This is a genomic window from Sporocytophaga sp., assembly GCF_017745095.1.
GTDB lineage: Bacteria > Bacteroidota > Bacteroidia > Cytophagales > Cytophagaceae > Sporocytophaga.
In genome coordinates this window covers 43209-66510 of record NZ_JAGHZZ010000004.1, presented here as the reverse complement: position 1 = coordinate 66510, position 23302 = coordinate 43209, and the positions used below count along the sequence as shown (strand labels likewise).

Sequence of the window (23302 nt, the reverse complement as noted above, 5' to 3'; positions counted from 1 at the left end):
AAAAATATGAATAAAATTCACCTACAAATCATTTTCACATTACTTGTTCTGGGGGCTTGCTCTTCTACCAATGAGGAAAAGGATAATCATCAAAAACTAAACAAAGAAAAAATAACTGCGATGGTTGCTTATATTATTCCAAAAGAATGTGGCAAAATTGATTTAAAAGGATTTAACTCTGACAGCCTGTTCATAAATTATGCAAACTATCTAAATGGATTGGACTGTCATAAGCCTATGAGTATTGGATTAGCTAAAAAAGAATTAAGCCTGATTATTACTAAGTGTGATACTATCAAAGCTGATTCACTATTTTTTATTTTTAATAAATATTATGATTTAGTTACCGATTCGTTAAATAGTGTATTAGAACATGATACAACTGATTATACACCTTTTGTAACAATTTCCCGACAAAAGGCTCCTGAAAAAAGGGCAAAAACATACTATAATGAACTAAGACGAAATGGATTTAACTTTAACTATCCAGAGGGAATCATAGAAATTGAACAAGATCGAGATTTTATAAAAAGAGAGTTTTATCATATTCTTTCTCACAGAATGATTGAATATCTAGACCAAGTAAATTATGAAAACAAAAATTGGTTTGAGAATGATGCTTCAATCTTGCTTACGGAAAAAGATTTTTTAGAAAGATTACTTTGGTGGGAAAAATTCAATAATACCAACCCTGAATTTTTGTTCTCAAAAGAGGGAAAGAACAACGAAAGATATTATTTGTATTTTTTATTAAATGGTATGGATAATACATATCCATTTATGGATGAAGGAAAGCTAGTTGAATATTTTAAAAATCTCTACGAACTGGCCGATAATTATCCGGTTGAGACGGAGTGTATAAAAGTCATTAGGAAACAATACGAAATGATAAAGCAATCTGGAATGAAGGATAGTGAAGAGAGGCAAGACTTTTTGAAAGAACTTCAACGTGAAAATAAAATATATTCATTTGATTAATTACTTTACTTCACAAGCTAAAAATCTAAGACCATATATATCCCTCTAGCAAAAGATTCACATCTTTTAAAATGAAAAAACTCTATAAAATTTTACTGAGTATATTATTTGTTTTTATACTCATGATCGCTGGTGGCTATTATTGGCTGATCAATGGGTGGAAAAAATATCTGACAGAAGATGAATTAGTAATTTATACTTCAGAAATTAAACGAGAATCGCCCCTACCCAAGGAATTTAAAGAACTATACTTTAAATTATATCCAAAGCAAAAAGATGCGTCATTGACCACTGAATTGGCAGAAAGATTGATATATGGCCTTTTCTATAAAAACGAAGGAGGGGCTAAAAGGAAGTGTGCTTGTGATGATGCAGTTTATTATGATATGATCTATTTAATAAAATCAAGAAGAGATAAAAGATCAAGTGATAGATTCTTGAATATAAAGATAGGTTTTGGATTAGAAAAGTATCTAACCAATGAAGAATGCTTGAATCATTATATTCGACAAGAGTACAAAGAGTTTAAAGATTTGAAGTTAGGTTATTGTTTTGAGAGAAAAAGCTTCGATGAGTTAGGAAGAGAAGAAATAATTGATTTTTTGATTGCAAGAAAAGCACCTACCGTATATTCACCATGGCGAAATCGGGATAGATATATTAAAGCAAAGAAAAAGATTAAAGAGCGGTTGAAATAAAAAATTGATAACAGAAAGATAAGTTCTAATAAAATGCAAAAAACTGACGATATTGATTTTATCTTAACAATGAATCCTCATGGATGGAGTATTTGCAGAATTTTCATTGGACACGATTCATATCAAATAACTATCACTCATGTATTTGGAAACCCTTATTATGATTTTATTAAAGCATTATCCAAGCTAATACAAGGTCAGGAAAGTGCTTCATTCTTTTGGTATGATGAACCAGGAGGGGAAAAATTTGAACTAAGAAAAATAAAAGACCGGCAGCACACCCTGCAGGTTGAAGTATTAGGGTTTAAAGAGACACTAGGAGAAAAGATAAAAGAGTTCACCCCAACTGTAGAATTTGAGATACCACTAAACAGTTTTTTAACCATCGCTTATCTACAATTAAAAAAGTCATTCTTATTAATGAAAGATAAAAATTACATTACAATCAGACGAAATGATTTCCCTTTCGAAGAGTTTATTAAGTTTGAAAAAATCATTAAAGATTACCTTTCATTTTCCTAAATCATTATACCAATGTAATTTGGTAATTATAATACACATTTCAATATACCTTGAAGACGCCATGCATGGTTGTCTCTATGAAATCTTCACTTCACCCCTTCAACTAATCCCGCAGACAACTCACTCAAGCCCTTACTTCATCCTAATAGGGCTATTTGAGAAAAAGACAAGGGATCTTTTCTTCCTTATACAGTTTCTTGAAACGTAACTGAAGAGCTGAAAGTAGCATAAGAAATTCCCACCACCTTCAAGGTTTAGAACCTTGAAGGTATATTTACGATGTATAAATGTTTCTATCACCTAAACCATCATCTCCCCTGCGATACTCTAATACTTAGCCATTTACCCAAAAATGACTAAAATTGGCTATTTTTTTCTACAAAGGACTTACTCACTTTTGCATTCAATTATCAATCTAAAGAAGGATTAAAATTTTATTTGTCATATCGCAAATGGACTGCGACGTGAGATTTTAAGTTTGAGTTACCTATCGACAATAACCTCTGTTAAGACACAATAGTAAAATTGAAAAAATCGGATTTCGAATCATCATGAAAAATATGATAGAATAGAAACCATACTAGCTATCATTACCTATCAGAGGATTTAAAGCACTCATTCTATTTTAATATAAACATTTTCAAACTAAATTTTTATGATAAAAAAACGAATCACCTATATAGCGTTAATGCTATGCTTAACAACAGGTTTGTTCTCTTGCAAAAAAAATGAAGGAGATCTTTCTAAAGCTGATCAGAAAAAATCTCAAGTACCGGATGAAATAATTGCATCTTTAAAATCTGCAGGCTACAATACCAGCTCTGTTATAAAACGAGACAATGGCTACATCGTGGAAGGAGATATTTTTCTTACAGAAGCTGACATTGCTAATTCTTCAGCTCTCAGAACAAGCAAAACAGATCAATACCGCACAACAAATATCATTACAGGATTACCAAGAGTAATTACAATAGCTGTTTCTTCTTCTTTAGGATCTAATTTCGTTCAGGCAACAGATAAAGCAATTTCAAGGTATAATGGAATTTTTTTGGGCCTTAGGTTTGAGAGGGTAACAAGCGGAGCAGAAATTACAATTAATGGATTCTATGATGTATCCGGAATATTGGGATATGCGGGTTTTCCTACAGCATCAGGTAATCCATATAACTTAATAAATCTGAATACTTATCAGTTTGGAACAGGGTCCAACATAGACTATGTAGCTACCGTTATCCAGCATGAACTTGGTCATACTATCGGAATGAGACATACAGATTATATGGACAGAAGCTATAGCTGTGGTGGTGCATACTACAACGAAGGACCTTCTATTGAGGGTGCAATTAAAGTTCCAAACACTCCGGCGGTTGCAGACCCGAATTCTTTCATGTTATCTTGCACACCTGGCGGAAACAGGACATTCAACTCTTACGATGTCTTTGGCCTTAATGCTCTTTATCCGAAAAACTCAGACAGACGTCCAGTGTTAGTGTATTACAGCAATCAGGGTGCTGATCACTATTTCGGCATGGGAGGTATGACCACAAACAGTTATTGGAATTTTGAAGGTATTACATTCTATGCCCACAATTCCCAGCTTCCTGGAACTGTACCCATTTACGTTTACTACAGCAATCAGGGAGCAGACCATTATTACACAACTAATGGAAATATGAATCTCGCTAATTACTGGGAAAATCAGGGCGTGGCTTTTTATGCATATAATTACCAGGCTCCGGGCACTATACCTGTCTACGGTTATTATAGTCTACAAGGAGCTGACCACTATTTGATGACGACGAGAGGGCTTGATGGACAAAGTTACTGGAATTACGAAGGAATCGCATTTTATGCTTTCCCAAGATAATTTGAACTATAGTATATTAATACAAAAGCCTGTCCTTAATTATTAGACAGACTTTTATGGGGAAATTTGATATTTTTCCTAGTATATAAGGTACTAATGATGCCATCCATTTAAGGATGGCATCATTTTTTTCTTCTTTTTCTATCCCAGGGAACAATAAGACTTTTATGCGAAGCCGCCTTAGTTCAACCTCATTGTGCCTGTACTTTGGGATTCTTGTTATTTATTCCATTTGAAAATCCTGTTATTCCTTCCTTTGCCCCTAACTGCATAGAATCTATTGCAGAACTTGGCACAATAACAAAAGTGGAATTCTTTTTTAATCCTTCATAAAGCATATTCATCGCTCTTAAATGCAATGCAACAGGATCGTTTGCATAAGTTTTTGCTGCTTCTCCAAACTTTTCTGCCACTTGTCTTTCCGAATCTCCAAGAATAACTCTGGCCTGTCTTTCTCTTTCAGCCTGTGCCTGCATTGACATGGCATCTTCTAATCCCGGCGGAATCAATACATCCTTCACTTCTACTGAATTCACTCTGACACCCCAGGGTTCTGTGCGTTCATCTATGATATTCTGTAAAACATTACTGATCTTGTCCCTCCCTTCGAGCATCTCCGAAAGCAATGTTTTACCGATAACATCACGCAGGGCTGTTTGTGATGCCCAATTGATAGCACTATGATAATCTGAAACCTCTAAAGAAGCCTTGACAGGATCTAAAACTTTCCAGAATAAAACTGCGTCTACACTAACAGGAACAGAATCTTTTGTGAGTGTTTTCTCCGCCTTAAAGGAAGTTGCAATTACTCTGGTATCGATCCAATAAGGGATGGTTTCAATAATGGGTACAATAAAGAACATCCCTGGACCTTTTAATCTGCGAAATTTACCAAGATGCAGCACAAGAGCCTTTTCCCAGGGATTGGCAATTTTTATAGAGGACGAAATAACTAAAGCAAGTATAAATGAAAATAAGCTCACCGAAATAAATGAAGGAGACATTCCGAAAGAAATATATCCCAATAAAATGCCAATGATAAGCATGACAAAGAAAATTAGCGTAGGGACAGCGTTTGATGAGCTCATTTCAGTTTCATTTTAAATCAAATCTTCAGACGAATTTATCTATAGGGAAACTGTAAGTAATTTAAAATGTTCCGTTTACCAAGACTATTCAATTAAAAATAAATATACCCTTTGAAGAATGATGCCTTGAATCTTAAAAGCAATGATTCCTATGTTTTATTTGATCTTCTCTATCTAACTATTTTGCTTTTTGTCCATAGTAAATAAGTCCGCTTATTACTGATAATAACATCCATTGTCCTAGCTTGAGAAAATTATTAGGAAAATAATTTGAGATTATAATAACAAACAATCATACTATGGCATATCCCCAAAAATAGAAAGGCAATAGTTGTAAATTAGTTTTTCTTATTTTTAAAAAAGTTTGTGAAGTTAACCAGGGCAAGTGTAACTGTAGCACATAGCAAGTCAAAAGAAATCCAATGCCATCCACATCTGGCCATTGTCCATATCTCTTGTTTTTCATTCCAGTTTGTTATAGTAACAGCAGGCTGAATGCTGCTTATTTCCATATCTCCGACAAATGTATGAGCTATAAAGGCTAAACCGGTGAGGACATTTGCTATCAAATTGGAATACTTATTTTTCTCATAATCTGATCTTATTACAATGGTGGTTTAAAAAGATCACATTTCATTTGATATAAATCAAATTCGGAATTTCTTTTGTTGGCGATTAAAAATTTGAGACGCCATGCATGGTGTCTCTACAGGAGAATATCATTCATCTCTGAATATTATTCTGTCTTGAATTATTGCGTTTCCTTCCTCCACTACTCGGATCAAATAGATACCACTTGGGAGGTGGTCTCGTTGCAGAACAAATAACTGACCAGAAATATTCTTTTCTTCTCTTACAAGTCTTCCAAAATTATCATACAATTGAAAGGAGGCTAGATTAAAATTCACTGACGCTACTATAATGGCCAAATTGACAGTTGGATTTGGGCAAATGGTATGACTGGCTTTCTTCAAACCATGAAGCATTCCTATACCGGTGACAGGAACATTTGAGGAAGCATAACCAATACCGAATTTTCCACTATTAAAAATATCATCTCCTGCAAACCACATCTTTATGACAGAGCTATCTAATAAAACTGATGGAGATCTTATTTCTCTTGAAGTCCACGTAAAATCCGATTTCTCAAAAATATCTAAAGGATCTTCAATGAAGGAATCTATTCCATTAGTTGAATAAGCATGATGCAGCGCTGTCTGGTGCCACTGCGGATTTTCAAGTACAACGTCATAATATAGATGTACAGCCTCATCAATTATAAGCGCTGCAGGAGTTGAATATCCATAATAGGACTCTGAGGCAGGAAACAAACCACCCTGAGTAAGCACCTTCTTAGCTGGACCAAATAAGAACCCATCCTCTGAAATACAAAGGCCAATGACCGATTGCCCTGCAGGATAAGTCGTGTCCTGCCTAGCCCCTACACCTGTAAAATAAAGATAAATCATACCATTATAAACAACTGCTCCTGGCTCCGCTACAGAATAACTTTTCCAATCGGCTGCAACTCCTGAAGGTTCCAGAATTATTTTATCTTTTGTCCATAACCTTCCGTCACCAGAGGTAGCATGACCGATAGCTGCTTGCCCCGTTTGACCATTCTCAGGGACTGCTGTATAATACATGTGATATAAAGAATTGAAATAAATCACAGAAGGCGTCTCAACACCTTTACTATCCCATGCTTCCTGATCTGTATTATTTAAAAGTAAAGGAACCGAATCATTAAGCGTCCAGATTACTCCATCTGGGGACTCCATCAGATAAGGTAAAACATTACCATCAAAAGGTCCTGTCTTTCCATTGGGAGAGGTAAGGTACATCCAGTACTCATTATTCACTTTCAATACACAAGGATCATTCCAGACTCCGGGATTAGGCTGCTTAAAGGATATCACGGGATTATTAGGGAATGGCCTAAAAGTTTGTCCATATAAAAAATTTTGAAAGGTAACTATGCTAAAGATACCAATAGTAAAGAAAAATTTCATTTTTCAGGTCTTAGTATATCCACTTATAAAAAGGCAAAATACATTATTTTATAAATTTTAAAGAAGTACTAACCAAAAACTTTAAGCATAAATCTTTAAGCTATACTTCTAAAATGTAGTACAGTATCTTAAGATAAGTATTATTAAAACTTTAAAAGAAGGTACAAATAAAATTAATCAGCATTGGAGGAAAAGTATTTTTAATCAGGCATTGCATTGCTTTGCTTTTTATCCTTTAACCAGAAAAAATACATGCCAATAAGAACTTGGTAAGCAGGTAAATTTTCGCCTTCGCTATACACAGTAAATCCTGGCTCAATAAAAATATTAACTATTGCATTTCCAGCTTTAAAAAACTGTCCGATTCCAATTCCAATTGGAATTAATGTTTTCTTATTGTTAAAATCAAAGATACAGGTAGCTCCCATACTCCTTCCATATAATCCATTTCCCATATTCAATAGCAATGCAGGCTGGAGCGTCAGATACCCACCACCATTCAGTCCATGATCAATACCAAATAAGGCAGTTCGATAAGTAGCTAGTCCACCTGTAATAATGCCAGACTGATTAACATGAGCAATGAGAGCACTTCCACCAAATTGCCACTGATCAACTCCAAGCACTGAACTCGTCGCACTCGGTGCACTATCTAAAGGTCCCAATCCAAAATGTATATTTGAACTATCATTGGTTAAATGAATAATATCGAAAATATTAAAATTTCCAATTCCGGATCTATAGCCATTAGGGGTTGCGATGGAAACAAATGGCAAAGTAGCACGAACCATATGCCTCTTAGTTGCAAAAACACCACGGAGCAACAATATATTTCCCACTTCGGTGGCTCCTTGAATTTTGGGAGAATAATAATTATCGATGTTTAATGCACAAGAGTGTTTCCAAGGACTACCAAATCCTTTAAAAGGATTTGGTGCTTCAGCATTAATTTTTGATGGTATTGTACTTTGAATAGATTCCGGACTCGAATAGGTATTAGTTTGCGCAATACCTAATCTTGAAAGGGCAATCACTGAAATAAATAGAAAGATCCATTTCATTTACTTAAACCTATTTGCAAGAAAGGCGTGTATTCTACAACACTTAAACAATGATTGCAAATATATGTTTATCGATTACCTCAATCCATTCATATTCTTATAGAGACGTCCTATAATTCTTAAATAAAAGAATTTGATTGACAAAATCATTATCAAGAACAAACATAGCATCATCAGCATCATCTTCATCAAAGATGATGAGGAAGAAATTAGTACAAGCATGCTATTACTGACAGGAAAAGATCTTAATAGAAACATCTGACATATATTCTCAGTGAAATCAAAAAATGCAGCTATCATTGGCAAGAAACATAACCTTTTCCATTTGCTATTTATCGTTAAATTATACATTAAACTCATCAGAGCAAGACTAGTGAACAGCATATAAAAAAAGTCTAAAGATAACATCTTAAAATACATCGCACGTCCTTCATTACCTAGAACAGAATACAAGCGACACAAATATTCATGCGAGTACCAGAACAACTGATCTGGGTTCTTAAATCCTGATGAATATGTTAAAAAATCAGGAAGAAATTTAACCACCAAAAAATATTGGATAGCAAAAGAAACTAGAAAGAATAACAAAGTATAGTACCACTTTGAAATCCTGAAAATTAATTTAAAAATCATTGTCTGTTTATTTAAGTTTATTCAGACAAAGCTACTCGTACAGAATAGAGAAAGTATTATCAATTGTTAACACTTTTATCTGCGATTCTGATACTTCTCCGAAGCCTGCTTAAAGAGACCGGAGTCATACCAAGATAGGAGGAGATATACTTATGCGAGATCTTATGCTCAAGGTTAGGATAATATTCCTGAAACTTTTTATATTTTTCCATATTGCCTTGTGGTAAAAGCGTCTCGTCCCTCCTGGCCAAGCGTTTCTTTTCCAGTTCCTTTAAAGTATATCCTAATTGTTGAAGCAGAGGTGACTGAGCAAAAAAAGATTTAAGATCTGTTGATTTGAAAAATACCAATTCACAATCTTCAAGCGTCTCATAATTGGCAATGGAATTTCCATTTAAAGTTCTAAAAGTATGTGTACTCACGAATGCCCCCTCCTGATAAAAAGCGGTAGTCTTATCATTTCCGGTCTCATCAATCAAATAAGCTCTGACAGTTCCCTTTAGCAAAAAAACTTCATGAAGAGTATATTGCATTGAAAATAAAAATGTCTGAGCTTTTTTCATTTGAAGCCTTTCTCCCATGCTTGCCAGCATTTCCCATTCTTCAAAGGACAAACTCCCTAATTCCATCAGAAAATCTTTTAGCTTATTCATAATTACACTAAGCAATATCTTATTAAATAAAATTTGAATGCTAATTTATATTAAAAATTATTTCCTTTACACATCTCTATCAATTAGAAATAGCTCCTATTAATTGTAATAATAATATTATTACTCATCTTATCTACAAACTTATCTGTCTATATTAGAATGAAAATCGACAAACACATCGTTTCAATTAACGAAAAGTAATTTCTGATTTAAAAACGCATAGCTACATCTCAGAAAGCAAAAATAAAGACATCTCACAATTGTATCTCCATTTATAAAAGACAGAAGCTATGGCTATAAACTTAATTTGTCGATATTGCATTCTCATCAACTTCAACAGATTTACATATTACAAAATGGACGGTTATCAATTAGAAAGACTTTACATCAATACATTTGCTTTCATTGGCATTATGATTATCGCTGCAATTCAGTTTGGAATCCTATACAAATTCGGATTGAAGGGAGGGATTATCTTTGCCATAGTATTTTCATTTTTATTTTCCTTTGGTAGACAACTATTGCTTTCATATGCAAGAGGAATGGGTGATAGCAAAGGCACAGGCCCTTCCCATGAGTTTGAATTGTTTTCTTCACCTTTATTGATTAGTCTTGCCCTCTTCGCTGTTTATAGTTTTGGTATGCACGTCTACATTGCTTACCATAAAACAGGAGTTCTTAACAAACCTGTATTTTTCTCCTGGTTAATTATTTGTATTGGGGCACCTGTTTTATTTTTTAGTATCAAAACATTAAGAACCCACTTGACAGGATCAGATCATAGCAAAAATTATATAAGAGCTCAATTCCAGATCTTTCACTATAATGAACTTCCCATATTTATTGAAACATTAAAGATTAAAAATACAACCAACGACAAGGAGGCTGAAATTCAGATTCTAAATCAAAGCCGGTATCGTTCTGATGAATTTCTTAATCAGCTTAATATATGGGACAAAACCCGTTGCAGCAATCCGGCCGAAGAACCTAATACAACCTTTATCCCTCTAAACTCAAATGAATTATACTTATCGTGGTACTCCCCTGTTGAAGGCACCTATTACAGCGATGTCCTGAAATTTCCAATTAATAATTTTGAGCCAAGCACGGAAGCAGATGGTCAGATGATATTAAATATTCAATTGGAAATATTTCCAAAAGGCAAGGTATATCTCTACACCACAAAGGAGGGGAAACGTCATACTTATCAAGTAAAATCAAAGGCGATAAACGAAAAAGAAAAGACAAGATTTATTGAATTGTTTGATCTTTACACAGACAGCAAAAATCAAAACACTTTCACAGATACTCACAACATTGAAAATCTTAAAAGACTGCAAACGAGGATTGATATAGAGGAAAGTCTATTTAAATTGTCTTATAATATTTCAGCACCAGGAGATTTAAACAGCATCCATTTTGATGACCGTCGATATTGGGGATATAACAGCACCTTCAGTACGTTAAATACTTCAAGCCTCAAACCTCTTCCTTATAATATTACTTTAAATTTTACTAACACAGGAAATATAAATCTTAAAAGCACAACAATATTCTTTGATAAAGAAAAACTATATAAAACCATCGAAAGCTTGACTAAGGAGAATAAAGATATGCCTGTTGAAATTTTTATTTCTATTAAAGGCATAGACAAAGAAAATTTCGAAGTTTTAGTAAAAGGCGACAATCAATCTATTGTCTTTACAGATTGGGAAAGACATTATGAAACTGAGGATTAATTCCATTACCATAAGTTTCTTGTCTGATCGTTATTAAAAAGGCATTTTAGAAACACAATAATGAAAGAAAATATTATAGAGGCATTGAATTCTATTAAGCCACTTTCCAAAACTGAAAAAGCTGCTTTCTTAGGAATCATCCACGAAGTAAATTTGGATAAAGGAGATTGCTGGATACAGGAAAATACTTTATGCAATAAAATTGCATTTATAATCAATGGTTATCTGAGAAAATTCTATAACAAAGATGGCAATGAGGTAACTGATTCATTTTACTTTGAAAACAGTTTCTGCGCTGACCTACCTTCAGTTATAGGGAGACATCCTCTTACTTCAAGCACAATAGCTATGACTCCTACAACGCTGCTCGTTTTTGACTATTCTGATTTTCTGAAACTTTGCGATAAATCACACTCCTTCGAAAAAATTTACAGGATATTACTCGAGCAGACTTTTTTACAGTTTTACAAAAGGACAACCTCATTTATTTTGCAAACTCCAAAGCAGCGATATGATGACCTTATAAAAAATCAACCTCTTGTTTTACAAAGAGCAACACAGTACCACATAGCATCTTATCTGGGCATTAGTTATCAGCATTTGAGCAGATTAAAATCAGAAAAATAATTTCTTCGCAAATGCGAACGGGATTTAAAGTTTCATGTTTTTTCTTTGAGTACAAAAGAAGGAAAACATGAAGACAGAATTTCTCGAAAAAATTAAAATCAATAACTCCGAACAATGGGTACTCATAAGGGGAAAGAACGTTGAAGCTCCTCTTATTATTCAGGTTCAGGCTGGCCCAGGCTTCCCTATGATATCGGAAGCAGATTCAATGAATAAACTTCTGAAATGGGAAGATGACTTTTTAGTTGCATACTGGGACCAAAGGGGTTGCGGAAAATCATTCGACAAGCAAACAAATCCTAAAAGCATATCACTGGAACAACTTACGGAAGACTTAATTGATTGCACTCAATACCTTTTAAAAAAATATAACAAGAAAAAGGCTATCCTGATTGGCTATTCAATTGGCGCAACAATTTCTCTTATGGCTGTGTCAAAAGCTGGAGAGCTATATAGCAATATTTTTTTGGTTGGAATAGATATCGATATACCTTATGCGAATAGACACGCAATTGATTTTGCAAAAAAGAAAGCAAGGGAAAAAGGCAAGACAAATCTAGTGAAGCATTTAAATCAAACAGACTACACTTCAGTTAAAACGTCGGATGTATTTCAAGAGCGGGCTAAGATTATTTCTAATATGGGTGGTATCATGATAAAAAAAAGATATGTTCACATACTATTGGAAACACTGACAAATATACTTTTCTGCAAGCACTATAAATTAACAGATATATTCAGAACACAGCAGGGAATGGAGTTTTGCCAAAAAGCATTGCTACCGGAAATGGATTCACTCAATCTTTTCAAAAAACAATTTAATATCAATGTTCCAGTTCATTTCATCCAAGGATTGCATGATGGAGTTGCTCCGTTTGAGATCTCAGTAAAATACTTTGAATTTCTTCAGGCTACGCCTAAGACTTTTGAGACTTTTGAAAATTCAGCTCACATGCCACATTTAGAAGAACCTGAGAAATTTTATCGTTTGATCAAAGAGAAAAGTTTATTGTAACAATTAATCGATATTGTAGAGACGCCATGCATGGCGTCTCCTTCAGGCAATATATCAGAAGTATTCACTTTCTAAACATCTTTATTCATAGCACAAAAAACTTAGAAAAAAAATCATAAAAAAGGTTAATAAAAAACTGAAAGGGTTTCTGTGATTGAACGTTTTGAGACGCCATGCATGGCGTCTCTACAAGCTCCCTTTTCCATTTCATTTATCCTAAAACAAAAAAGGAATGCCCGGATATGAGCACTCCTTTTCATTATTTTAAAAAACTATATTAAAGAACTGACAGCTTTCTGCTTTCAACGCCATTAGCAGTTCTGATCTGTAAAGTATACAAGCCAGGAGGCAAAGATCTCACATCGATCTTATTTCCAGAGAAAGATAATTTAGATGAGCTACCGTTTTGGCTATAAGCATCAACCTCTACAATTTCTTCAGTGCTGTTAAATGTAACTTCAGAAAGAGTAGTTGGATTTGGATATAAATTATTTACTTCAACTGCTTCTTCAAAATCACCAGCTTCTCTTGTGCTGCTGTAGATAGTGCTCCAATAATCGTAAGATACCCCTGCGCCAACATTTACTATTCCATTTTTATCAGCATACTTTCTTGAAACCAACACTTTGCTCCCTTCGATATCTACATCAAATGCGAAATTATCACCAGATTCTGTGCTTGTTCTGGTTTTCTTCAGAACCCAGCCATTCCAGTCTTTAAGATAGAACTGAGCAGCAATTCCATTTACAGAATATTGCCCATTGTCTACTCCAACCACAGCCTTCACGTTTTCAATAGCAACAGAAGTTGCCTTTAGATTTGAGATTTGAGAAGAAACAGTCCACTGATTATTCTGAAGATCTAGGAAGAAAACACTTCCTGTACCATTATGATTTGGAGCACTTACAACTGCAGTATTATCTGATACGTCAACTCTCTCACCAAGTCTGGCATCTGCATAAGTAGTTCCTGAAGGGAATACATTTAGCTGTGACCATGTTCCATTTTTACTGAAGGTATATACTCTACCTCCTTCACTTTGTGGAGCACCAACTATTAAATAATTGTTATGGAATGCGATAGATTTTCCAAATCTGGAATTAGCAATAGCATTGGAAGGTACAAGCACTTGTTTTTTAACCCACTGATTACCGACGAATTCATAAATAAATACTGCTCCGGTCTGAACACCATTAACAGTTGAAAGAGGAGAACCGATAGCAAGCGTTCCATACCCATCCAAAGCTACCTGCAATTCAGTGTTGATTACCACATCCGGGTCTGTTATGCTATAGCTATAGTTGTTATTCCATACGCCATTCGTTTTACCGGCAATATATACACATGGTCTTGGCCCTTGAGTAATAATAGTACCGGTAACAGTTGCTGCAATGAAGTTACTATTCAAGGAAACAGAACGACCTACGTTTGCATAGCGAAGTGAGTCTGCTGTAAGCATATAACTTCTTTCAAGTACACCATTGCTATTAAAAAGATAAACAGCTCCCGGAAGAGTTTTATTTCCATATTGGTCCAGCAATATTCCATCTTCATAAGCACCGAACAAAGAGTAGCCTCCAAATTGTGCCACACTTTCTCCCATATGCGCATAAGGAGTGTTAGATGGATTCAGCATGTGAGTCTGTGAAATGGCTGAAAGCGACATAGCTCCCACCATCAAATTCATAAGAGTAAATTTTAATAATTTCATAAGTATTAAATTTTTATTGTCAATTTATAGGCTGGATTCTTGTCTTTTTTACCTGATTCATATAAGCCTCTTTTGGATTTATAATAGCTTATTCCTGATATACTAATGCATAATTGTTTATTACAGAATCACCGTATATTCTTATTGAGGCTTGTATCTTAGACAAGATTGATAAAATGGTAACCAAAAAATTGAGCTATCTAAAAAGTGGAATTACTAAAATATATAAAAGTATTTGTTCGGATTTTAGCAGAGATTAAACAGGTTCAAAACTTTTCACAGCATAAATAAAAAAGGAGTGCTGTAGAATGCACTCCTATCATTTTAAAAAATAAACCAAACTAAAGAACTGACAGCTTTCTGCTTTCTATGCCATTAGCAGTTCTGATCTGTAGTGTATATAAACCAGGAGTCAAAGATCTTACATCGATCTTATTTCCGGAGAAAGTTAATTTTGATGAACTTCCATTCTGACCATAAGCTTCTACTTGAAGAATTTCTTCACTACTATTAAATGTAACTTCTGAAAGAGTTGTTGGATTTGGATATAAATTATTTACTTCAACAGCTTCTTCGAAATCACCAGCTTCTCTTGAGCTGCTATAGATAGTACTCCAATAGTCATAAGAAACACCTGCTCCAACATTTGGAATGCCGTTTTTATCAGCATATTTTCTTGAAACTAATACTTTGCTACCTTCAATATCAACATCATACCCAAAGCTATCTCCAACTTCAGTGCTTGTTCTTGTTTTCTTCAGAACCCAGCCATTCCAATCTTTAAGATAGAACTGAGCAGATACTCCGTCTACTCCAACCACAGCCTTTACGTTTTCAATAGCAACAGAAGACGCTCTAACATTTGAGATCTGAGAAGCAACTGTCCACTGATTATTTTGAAGGTCTAAAAAGAAGACACTTCCTGTTCCATTGTGGGTTGGAGCACTTACAACTGCTGTATTATCAGAAACATCAACATTCTGTCCTAATGCACCTGCATAAGTAGTTCCAGAAGAAGGAAATACATTCAGTTGAGACCAGGTTCCGTTTTTAGAATAGGTATATACTCTACCTCCTTGACTTCCGGGAGCACCAACCATTAAGTAATTATTATGAAAGGCTATAGATCTTCCGAAAAGCCCATCAGCAACCACATTTGATGGAGTAAGTACTTGTTTTTTAATCCATGTAGAACCATTAAACTCATAAATAAAAACAGCTCCGGTCTTAACACCATTTACCGTCGCATCAGGAGAACCGATAGCAAGCGTTCCATAACCATCCAATGCAACCTGTAGAGTTGTAGATATAGTAACATCAGAATCAATTATGCTATAGCTAAAGTTATTATTCCAAACACCATTGGTTTTACCAGCTATAACTACACAAGGTCTCGGAGATGAAGACATTACAAAACCAGTAAAAGATGCAGCAACGAAATTACTATTCAAGGATACAGAACGACCTACATTAGCAACCTGCATAGAATCTGCAGTAAGTTTGAAACTTCTTTCAAGGACGCCATTGTTGTAAAGATAAACAGCTCCATGATAAGTTTTGGATCCCGATGGAGTTATAATACCATCTTCGTATGCACCAAATGCAGAGTAACCTCCATACTGTGCTACACTTTCTCCCATATGCGCATAAGGCACATTAGAAGAGTTAATCATGTGGATTTGGGAAATGGCTGAAAGGGACATTGCTCCAACCATCAAATTCATTAGAGTAAATTTTAGTAATCTCATAAGATTTATTTTGTTTCCGGCGAATTTATGCCATGCACTCCAGAGCTTGTTGAAGGATTTATATATGCATCTTTTGAGTTAATAAAGGAACAATTTCACTGTATTATTGTAGTAATGATACCAACAGGACAAAACATCCTCAAAGATCTTGAATCCATTTAAAAAGTATACAATAAAAAGTAAGTCATAACTGTTAACTGAATAAATACATTTTTATGAAGTATTTATTTACTCTTTTTTATTTATCGCTGTTCCCATTTCTGGTGAAATCTGTCGACGCACAGAATAGCATAAGTGCAGGACCCAAAGTAGGCTTGGGATATAGCATCCCCACGTTGGCAATCAGACAAAGTGCAAATGGGATAAACTATGAATTAAGAGGCAATGCATCTTATTCTCTTGGATTTTTAGGGCAATATATTCTGGGTGACAGACTGGGAATCGAAAGTGGAACAGCCATAAGTTATCAGCAATTTTCCAGAAAGGATTTAAAAAATTCCTTTAAGAGCTTGATGAGCATAGACTCTTCCATTGGGGTTATTAACTATCAAATTCCAATTCAATTGTTTTATAAATTCAGCCACCCAACTAATCCATATAAATATTTCAAAATTACTTCAGGTATTTCCCTTGACATGCTAGAAGTTGAGTTTTTATATCAACAATACAACCATCTGATTCTTTCAAAATACCTTGTAGAGTTTAGAATGGGCAATGAAGGCAAAAGGTATGGAAGATTTGAATATGGATTGCAATATCAATGCTCTATTGGAGGGTATCATAACTTCCCAAGATCTAAGCAAAATGCTTCAGATTCTCTCAATATAAAATACAGTATCATTTCATTTAATCTTTATTATTTCTTTCTCAATAAAGATATCTAAAAGCCCGTTAACTATACTGGACTTTTAGATATAACACTATTACTGTTTATTTCAAATTTTTCAAAAAATCATCAATCAATACCGCGACTTCACTATGAAATTCCTCCAATGCAAAATGTCCGCTATTCAATAAATGAAGTTGGGCATTAGGGAGATCTTGTTTGTACGCTACAGCACCATTACCAGTAAATAAAGAGTCATTCTTCCCCCAGGTAATCAAAGCTGGAGGTTGATGATCGCGTAAGAACTTTTGCCACGCGGGATATTGCTTTAAATTATTTTGATAATCATACAACAAATCGAGTTGTATTTCCTTGTTGCCAGGACGATCAAGAAAGTGCTGATCATAGTGCCACGTATCAGGACTAATTCTCGTTACATCTTCAGCTCCTTCAACGTATTGCATTTTTGTGCCAGCCAGCGAAAGCATGTTTCTCATAGCACCTTCAGTTTCCGGATTTCTATTTGCCCAGAAACGTTTACCATCTTCTGTAGCAGGCCCTAGTCCTTCGAGATAGGCATTGCCATTTTGAATTAGTAAGGCCTGCAACAGCTCTGGTCTGCGAAGGATAATTCTATATCCGACAGGAGCACCATAGTCTTGCATAAAGAGGCTGAATTTTCTCAAGCCAATAGTGTCAATAAATTTCTCAATTGTAACAGAAATGTTATCAAACGTATATTGATATTCTGTTGAAGCTGGCATATCGCTGTTTCCGAAACCTGGATAATCCGGAGCAATAAGATAGTAGCGGTCGGCAAGATCACGGATCAAATCACGATACATGTGTGATGAAGATGGAAATCCATGGAGCAATAAAATCGTTGGATGATTTGGATTACCGGCTTCTCGATAAAAAATATTAACACCTTCAATATTGATGGTTTTGTAATTAATCGTATTCATGACTTGTCTGATTAATGATTATTGAATAATTAAAAATCGATTCTGAATTAATAAGCCGCAGTAAAGCGTTTTTTGATAAACCGGCCTTGTTCCACTTCGTCAAGTATAACTACACTCAGATCTTCTACAGACAAGCGGCTCTCATTATTTGCATCGAAGACGGGTGTATCAAGGGAAGTTCTGTATTTACCTGTGCGGCCATCTGTAATTCCTGGGTGCATAAGTATTGCAGGACTTAAGAAAGTCCAATCAAGCTCCGTTTCTTTTTTGATGATATTCAAATAATCACGGGCTGCTGTCGCTCCTGTTTTATACTCTGCGGGGAATTGTGGAGTATCTACAAGCTGAACACCTGGAGCGATTTCAAGGCTACCAGCACCACCCACAACAAGCAAGCGTTTCACACCAGCCTTTTTTGCTGCGCTTTGAATAGCTTCTGAGCCATTGACAAAATCCTGGTACAAATTCGGATTCCCCCATCCTGCATTGTAAGCACTAATCACTACATCATGACCTTTCAATACGGAGGCCAGCCCTTCAATATCAAATACATCCGCTTTTTTTACAGTAACAAGATTGCTTGCTACTTTAATATTTCCAGGATTACGAGCAATAGCTGTTACGCTGTGACCACGTGAAACCGCTTCATTAAGAACAGCTGTTCCTACAAATCCGGAAGCACCAATTAATGCAATTTTCATAAGTTTATGTATTTAGGTTTAAATTGTAACCATTATAATTACAGTTATGATTAAAAAAAATCAACTAAAGTTTTTATGGAATTCGGCCAGGGATATATTTCCCAGCTTCTTTATAACAGCGTTCTCCACATCTTCATATAATGCATTTAGCTGTTTGTTAATTTGCTTTCCGATCTTACAATCTGGATTGGGATCATTTACACTTTTTCCTAAAACCGAATTTGTCCCTACGGCTTTATAAATATCGGAAACCATAATCTGTGAAGCTGGTTTCGCCAGGGTAAATCCTCCCGCCTTCCCTTCTTTGCTTTCCACCAAATGATGTTTCTTCAAATTAGATATTTCCTTCCTAACCAGCACAGGATTAATGTTTATACTACCAGCAATGAAATCAGACGAAAGGACCTCTCCCTTAAATTGCTCCAAAAGGGTCAGGATATGCATCGATATGGCAAAACGTCCGTTCATTTCTTTACTGTAACCAATATTATTACAGTAAAGAAACTATAAAAGTTTAAAACTTCCAAAGAAAAATCTTTTTTTTATAGCTCCGACAAGGACTTAATCTGAATTTCAGCATTATACACAAACAACAACGTTAAACGCCTTTAGAGTAAAATAAGGATAATTAATAATGGAGGCTTGAATAATCAAATATGAGTAGGAGCCTTTTTCAAAATTTTCCTTACCGGAATGAGCCATATTAATAAAAATAACTTCCATTCATTATACAAGTTATCACTTGGAACATAAGGACTAGTTCAAGAGGAAATACTTAATTAAGAACATTGTAGATCGCAGCATATGAAAAACTTGTTAGGAATCTTGGGATCTATATTAACATCAGTTCTGATATTTTTTCTTTTGTTATGGGGAACTCTGGCAATCTATTTTTCAAACCTTCCAGCACTAGCTTTGCGCATCGTTCTTGCAATTATATTCCTGGCATTTGGTATCTGGGCTTTCTGGATTAACAAAAACCCCAGATGGATCTATCTTTTCGCTATTACCTATGCATTTCTGCTTGCTTGGTGGATGACAATTAAACCTACGCATAAAAGAAATTGGCGACCGGAAGTTTCCGTAATGCCAAGGGTAACGATCAATGGTGACTCAATTCATATCAAAGGATACAGGCACTTCGACTATAGGTCCTACACTGACTTTACAGCGCACTTTGAAGATAGGGACTATTTGCTTTCCCATCTTACCTCGGTAGACTTTTTCATCTCATACTGGCAGGTAGGTCCTGTGGGACATACATTTGTCAGTTTTAATTTCGACAATGCTTTGCCTCTCTGTATATCCATAGAGACTCGTCCGGAAGTTGGAGAAGGCTTCTCTCCTATAGCCTCACTTTTTAAACAATTTGAGTTGATCTATGTGGTCGGAGATGAAAGAGACATTGTAGGTGTTCGCACCAACCACAGGCATGAGGAAGTATACCTTTATCCAATAAGAATCTCAGCGGAAAACGCACGTACACTGCTGTTGATTTATTTATCCAGAATAAATGAACTGGCAGATAAACCTGAATTTTATCACCTTCTGAGCAACAGCTGTACGATTAATATTATACGTTATGCAAACAAAGCAGGTAGAACTGGTGGATTTAATTTATATCATTTCCTCAACGGTTTTATCGATCAGTATCTTTATGGAAGAGGATTTATAAACACAAAAATGCCTTTTGGAGAACTTCGTAAGTTATCGAAAATCAATGGCGTTGCTCAAGCGGGTGATGCAGAACATTCACCTGATTTCTCAAAGCATATCAGAGCAAATCTTCCTAAAGTAGAAGAGTAATTTTCGTAAATAAATCATTTACCACAAAATTAATTCCAACCTAAAATATTCTTTTACACAGAAAAATTTATTAAATTAAAGAAACATGTGGATGAGCACTCAGCCTTCCATGACTTAATGGAATTGATTTTTAAAAATGAATTTATTCAGAATTTTGACTTTAGCACTCACTTTTTACTATTGTTATCAGGCCAAAGCCCAAACAGACTCTACCAAACATAAAATTATAGAAGGACTCAAATACGACTTTCTATATTCTTATGTCTCTTATGACAAAGCCAAAGAAATGGTTGATTTCATTAATCAAAAACATCAATCAGGAGGATATGATACAACATTAAACATTGATGAGTTTACTTATGAAGTGACTATGGATCTTAGGAAAATTAGTCATGATGGTCATATCAATATCATTGCTTTTCATAAAGAAACAGATTCTGTTAGAGAAAGCATCCATAAATATCCTGAATATGTTCGTAACAAGAATGGGAAAGTCAAAGCAGGCTCATATGTTATTACAAAATTAAAAAGAGTTAAATACAAAAGAGATTACAAAAGATATTTAAAAAGATGCAAAACTGATAAATTTACCTACGGCCCAATTAAAATCCTTCCAGGAAATATCGGTTATCTTGAAATAAATGATTTTACCTCAGAATCATATGATAAAAAGTTAAATAAAGATAGAATAAGCTTAAGATCAGTAATGTCCTTCCTTAAAAACACTAATTCTATAATAATAGATTTGCGTAAAAACACGGGAGGAATGGAATATCTTGCTAGTTATTTTTCTTCCTTTTTCACCTCCCAAACGAAAGCATACATCATTACCAGTGAAAGGAATTTACGGTATGATACGATTCCTAGTGATTGGAAGCCTACTGTAAATGATCTTTACACTCCTAAACAAAACAACTTTAAGTTTGCAAAAGGCAAAAGCATCTACATACTTACAAGTAATGCTACCTTTTCAGCAGCCGAACTTACCTGCTATGCATTAAAAAAATTAAACTCTAATGTTAGGATTATAGGAGAACAAACAGGAGGTGGAGCAAATGGACATGGTGGATACCAAATAACAAAATATTATTCTTGCACTATCCCTATCGACAAGGTATTCGACAAGGACAATAATAATTATACCTGGGAGGCAAAAGGAATAACGCCGGATGTGTTAGTTGATGCAGATAATGCATTTGACGAAGCTTATCATTCTGCTTTAAAAAGGACTGGGAAAAACTCTCAACAGAATAAAACAAAATATTACAAAGGAAGAACCGAGACACAAATTCCAGTTTATGAAATTATTTCTAATTCAAGAGACTATATTGGTAACTACAGAAGAGTGAAAATCCTTGAGAAGGGCAATCAACTCATTTTGATTTATGATAATTTTCCAAAAGAAGTTCTCTTACCAAAAGGTAATGACAACTTCGCCTGCAATCGATTTAAATACATAACCTTTATAAGAAACAACAACAACCAAGTGTCTTCAATCAGAATAGGAACCAACGAAAAATACACAGAGACATATCGAAAACAGTAGATTCTGATTCAAGAACCTTTTATTCAATATACATACTATGAAATACTAATTAATCTTTAGCACACTTTTCTCCACTTGTATACCAGGATTTAGTCAAGGCAATTCTGATACCACTCAATATACCATAATTGGGTTTGCATTTGGTAAAGCAGCGGTTGTATCTGCGCCAGTAAAATTAATTTCTGAATTAATCCACCAGGAAAAGTATGATTCATTAAAGTCACTCTTTACCTCTACCCAACCTTCTTTAAAATATTTATCTACCAGAGTTGCTGAGCAATTGAGTAAAAGAAAGAAGATGATCCTGAATAATGAAGATATAATAAACATTGAGCAAGCCAAAGAATCAAATGACATCATTGAATATAGACAAGGATGTACAGTGAGCAAACAGTATACGTTAAGGGTTCTATTTAAAAGCGATGATACTGATTTAAATAAGAGCCTTAGAGGATGGATGCGACAATTAGGAATATAACGTTCAAACTAATTATTATAAATTTATGAGTGAAATTAAAATCAGCTTTGATGGAAAAACATTAGTATTAAAAAAAACAACAAAAGACCTTATTGCAAAATTCGCCTTTGTATTTCTACTATCCTCAACTGGAATACTTTTATCCGATCTATCAACACTTGCAATAATCTTTCTGTGCCTGGTGTTTGTGATTGGAGTCGTCTGCTTCACAAAAAAAGACATTATAGAAATCAATGTTCAAAATTCAATCATCAGGAAGTATTCAATCATTCTATTCATTGAATTTAAATATGATTACATCTACAAACTAAAAGGACCACTTGAAATTTATTCTAAAGAGAAAGGAGATGAAGAAAAATACATATCATTTTTTATAATGATAAAGAACAAGGAGATTTCATTGTTCGATTGTCAGAATGAAGAGTCTGTAAATACTTTGAGAAGATATTTAATTGACAATGAGATTATATTTAATTCCCAAAGGATTAATTTTATCGCGAAATGGTCCCGTCAAAATCTTGGCTTGTTGGGTTAGCACCCATAATTTTTCATCACCATACCTATTCTAATCTCCATATATTCGAGACTCCTCAAACCTGGCACTTCATTTGTTTGATCTTTTTGTCGA

23 protein-coding genes are annotated in these 23302 nt (G+C 34.6%); 12 read left to right on the top strand and 11 right to left on the bottom strand.

Annotated features, from left to right (window positions below; translation table 11 throughout):
* The first annotated feature begins 6 nt into the window (after positions 1-6).
* From J7604_RS07275 to J7604_RS07260, 4 genes are all read left to right on the top strand, one after another.
* Entirely contained in the window at positions 7-978 is a 972-nt protein-coding gene (locus J7604_RS07275) for a hypothetical protein (RefSeq protein WP_293893359.1), read from the top strand.
* A gap of 71 nt (positions 979-1049) precedes the next feature.
* Positions 1050-1676 carry a hypothetical protein gene (locus J7604_RS07270; RefSeq protein ID WP_293893356.1) on the top strand — a complete coding sequence of 209 codons (627 nt, stop codon included), beginning with the start codon at positions 1050-1052 and terminating at the stop codon, positions 1674-1676.
* Positions 1677-1709: 33 nt separating this feature from the next.
* Positions 1710-2198 carry a hypothetical protein gene (locus J7604_RS07265; protein WP_293893353.1) on the top strand — a complete coding sequence of 163 codons (489 nt, stop codon included), beginning with the start codon at positions 1710-1712 and terminating at the stop codon, positions 2196-2198.
* Positions 2199-2853: 655 nt separating this feature from the next.
* Positions 2854-4065, top strand: coding sequence for a M57 family metalloprotease (locus J7604_RS07260; RefSeq protein WP_293893350.1), 1212 nt, complete (start codon positions 2854-2856; stop codon positions 4063-4065).
* A 191-nt stretch (positions 4066-4256) separates the two neighbouring features.
* Here the strand turns inward: J7604_RS07260 and J7604_RS07255 are convergent, their stop codons facing one another.
* The 4 genes from J7604_RS07255 to J7604_RS07240 all read right to left on the bottom strand — a co-directional run bounded on the left by J7604_RS07255 (position 4257) and on the right by J7604_RS07240 (position 8226).
* Complete coding sequence (locus tag J7604_RS07255) at positions 4257-5153, bottom strand: slipin family protein (protein ID WP_293893347.1); 897 nt, start codon at positions 5151-5153, stop codon at positions 4257-4259.
* A gap of 338 nt (positions 5154-5491) precedes the next feature.
* Complete coding sequence (locus tag J7604_RS07250) at positions 5492-5722, bottom strand: hypothetical protein (protein ID WP_293893344.1); 231 nt, start codon at positions 5720-5722, stop codon at positions 5492-5494.
* Between the two features lie 150 nt (positions 5723-5872).
* Complete coding sequence (locus J7604_RS07245) at positions 5873-7165, bottom strand: T9SS type A sorting domain-containing protein (RefSeq protein WP_293893341.1); 1293 nt, start codon at positions 7163-7165, stop codon at positions 5873-5875.
* A 200-nt stretch (positions 7166-7365) separates the two neighbouring features.
* Positions 7366-8226 (bottom strand): hypothetical protein, encoded by an 861-nt coding sequence (locus J7604_RS07240; RefSeq protein WP_293893338.1) that lies wholly within the window; start codon positions 8224-8226, stop codon positions 7366-7368.
* A 133-nt stretch (positions 8227-8359) separates the two neighbouring features.
* Between J7604_RS07240 and J7604_RS07235 the strand changes: the two genes are divergently transcribed.
* On the top strand, positions 8360-8488 hold the full coding sequence (locus J7604_RS07235) for a hypothetical protein (protein WP_293893335.1): 129 nt from the start codon (positions 8360-8362) through the stop codon (positions 8486-8488).
* A 430-nt stretch (positions 8489-8918) separates the two neighbouring features.
* Here J7604_RS07235 and J7604_RS07230 read toward each other — a convergent pair whose 3' ends face one another.
* On the bottom strand, positions 8919-9512 hold the full coding sequence (locus J7604_RS07230) for a Crp/Fnr family transcriptional regulator (RefSeq protein ID WP_293893332.1): 594 nt from the start codon (positions 9510-9512) through the stop codon (positions 8919-8921).
* Positions 9513-9802: 290 nt separating this feature from the next.
* Here J7604_RS07230 and J7604_RS07225 point away from each other — a divergent pair, with 290 nt between their 5' ends.
* From J7604_RS07225 to J7604_RS07215, 3 genes are all read left to right on the top strand, one after another.
* Complete coding sequence (locus J7604_RS07225; protein WP_293893329.1) at positions 9803-11251, top strand: hypothetical protein; 1449 nt, start codon at positions 9803-9805, stop codon at positions 11249-11251.
* 60 nt (positions 11252-11311) lie between these two features.
* Entirely contained in the window at positions 11312-11878 is a 567-nt protein-coding gene (locus J7604_RS07220) for a Crp/Fnr family transcriptional regulator (RefSeq protein WP_293893326.1), read from the top strand.
* A gap of 67 nt (positions 11879-11945) precedes the next feature.
* A complete protein-coding gene (locus J7604_RS07215) occupies positions 11946-12893 on the top strand; it encodes an alpha/beta hydrolase (protein WP_293893323.1) in 948 nt (315 codons plus the stop codon).
* A gap of 277 nt (positions 12894-13170) precedes the next feature.
* Here the strand turns inward: J7604_RS07215 and J7604_RS07210 are convergent, their stop codons facing one another.
* Both J7604_RS07210 and J7604_RS07205 read right to left on the bottom strand, forming a co-directional pair.
* Positions 13171-14604, bottom strand: a complete 1434-nt coding sequence (locus J7604_RS07210; RefSeq protein WP_293893320.1) for a T9SS type A sorting domain-containing protein — start codon at positions 14602-14604, stop codon at positions 13171-13173.
* A 341-nt stretch (positions 14605-14945) separates the two neighbouring features.
* Positions 14946-16352 carry a T9SS type A sorting domain-containing protein gene (locus J7604_RS07205; protein WP_293893317.1) on the bottom strand — a complete coding sequence of 469 codons (1407 nt, stop codon included), beginning with the start codon at positions 16350-16352 and terminating at the stop codon, positions 14946-14948.
* 215 nt (positions 16353-16567) lie between these two features.
* Between J7604_RS07205 and J7604_RS07200 the strand changes: the two genes are divergently transcribed.
* Positions 16568-17236: a hypothetical protein gene (locus J7604_RS07200; protein WP_293893313.1), complete on the top strand. Its 669-nt coding sequence runs from the start codon at positions 16568-16570 to the stop codon at positions 17234-17236.
* Positions 17237-17282: 46 nt separating this feature from the next.
* On the opposite strand, the gene J7604_RS07195 is transcribed toward J7604_RS07200, so the two are convergent.
* The 3 genes from J7604_RS07195 to J7604_RS07185 are packed head-to-tail and all read right to left on the bottom strand — an operon-like array spanning position 17283 to position 19312.
* Complete coding sequence (locus J7604_RS07195; RefSeq protein WP_293893310.1) at positions 17283-18143, bottom strand: alpha/beta hydrolase; 861 nt, start codon at positions 18141-18143, stop codon at positions 17283-17285.
* A gap of 47 nt (positions 18144-18190) precedes the next feature.
* A complete protein-coding gene (locus J7604_RS07190; RefSeq protein ID WP_293893307.1) occupies positions 18191-18844 on the bottom strand; it encodes an NAD(P)-dependent oxidoreductase in 654 nt (217 codons plus the stop codon).
* 60 nt (positions 18845-18904) lie between these two features.
* Complete coding sequence (locus J7604_RS07185) at positions 18905-19312, bottom strand: Rrf2 family transcriptional regulator (protein WP_293893304.1); 408 nt, start codon at positions 19310-19312, stop codon at positions 18905-18907.
* A gap of 336 nt (positions 19313-19648) precedes the next feature.
* Here J7604_RS07185 and J7604_RS07180 point away from each other — a divergent pair, with 336 nt between their 5' ends.
* A complete protein-coding gene (locus J7604_RS07180; RefSeq protein WP_293893301.1) occupies positions 19649-20650 on the top strand; it encodes a DUF4105 domain-containing protein in 1002 nt (333 codons plus the stop codon).
* A gap of 136 nt (positions 20651-20786) precedes the next feature.
* Complete coding sequence (locus J7604_RS07175; protein ID WP_293893298.1) at positions 20787-22196, top strand: S41 family peptidase; 1410 nt, start codon at positions 20787-20789, stop codon at positions 22194-22196.
* Positions 22197-22310: 114 nt separating this feature from the next.
* Here the strand turns inward: J7604_RS07175 and J7604_RS07170 are convergent, their stop codons facing one another.
* Complete coding sequence (locus J7604_RS07170) at positions 22311-22556, bottom strand: hypothetical protein (RefSeq protein ID WP_293893295.1); 246 nt, start codon at positions 22554-22556, stop codon at positions 22311-22313.
* Positions 22557-22699: 143 nt separating this feature from the next.
* Between J7604_RS07170 and J7604_RS07165 the strand changes: the two genes are divergently transcribed.
* Positions 22700-23209, top strand: a complete 510-nt coding sequence (locus J7604_RS07165; RefSeq protein ID WP_293893292.1) for a hypothetical protein — start codon at positions 22700-22702, stop codon at positions 23207-23209.
* Positions 23210-23302: the final 93 nt, after the last annotated feature.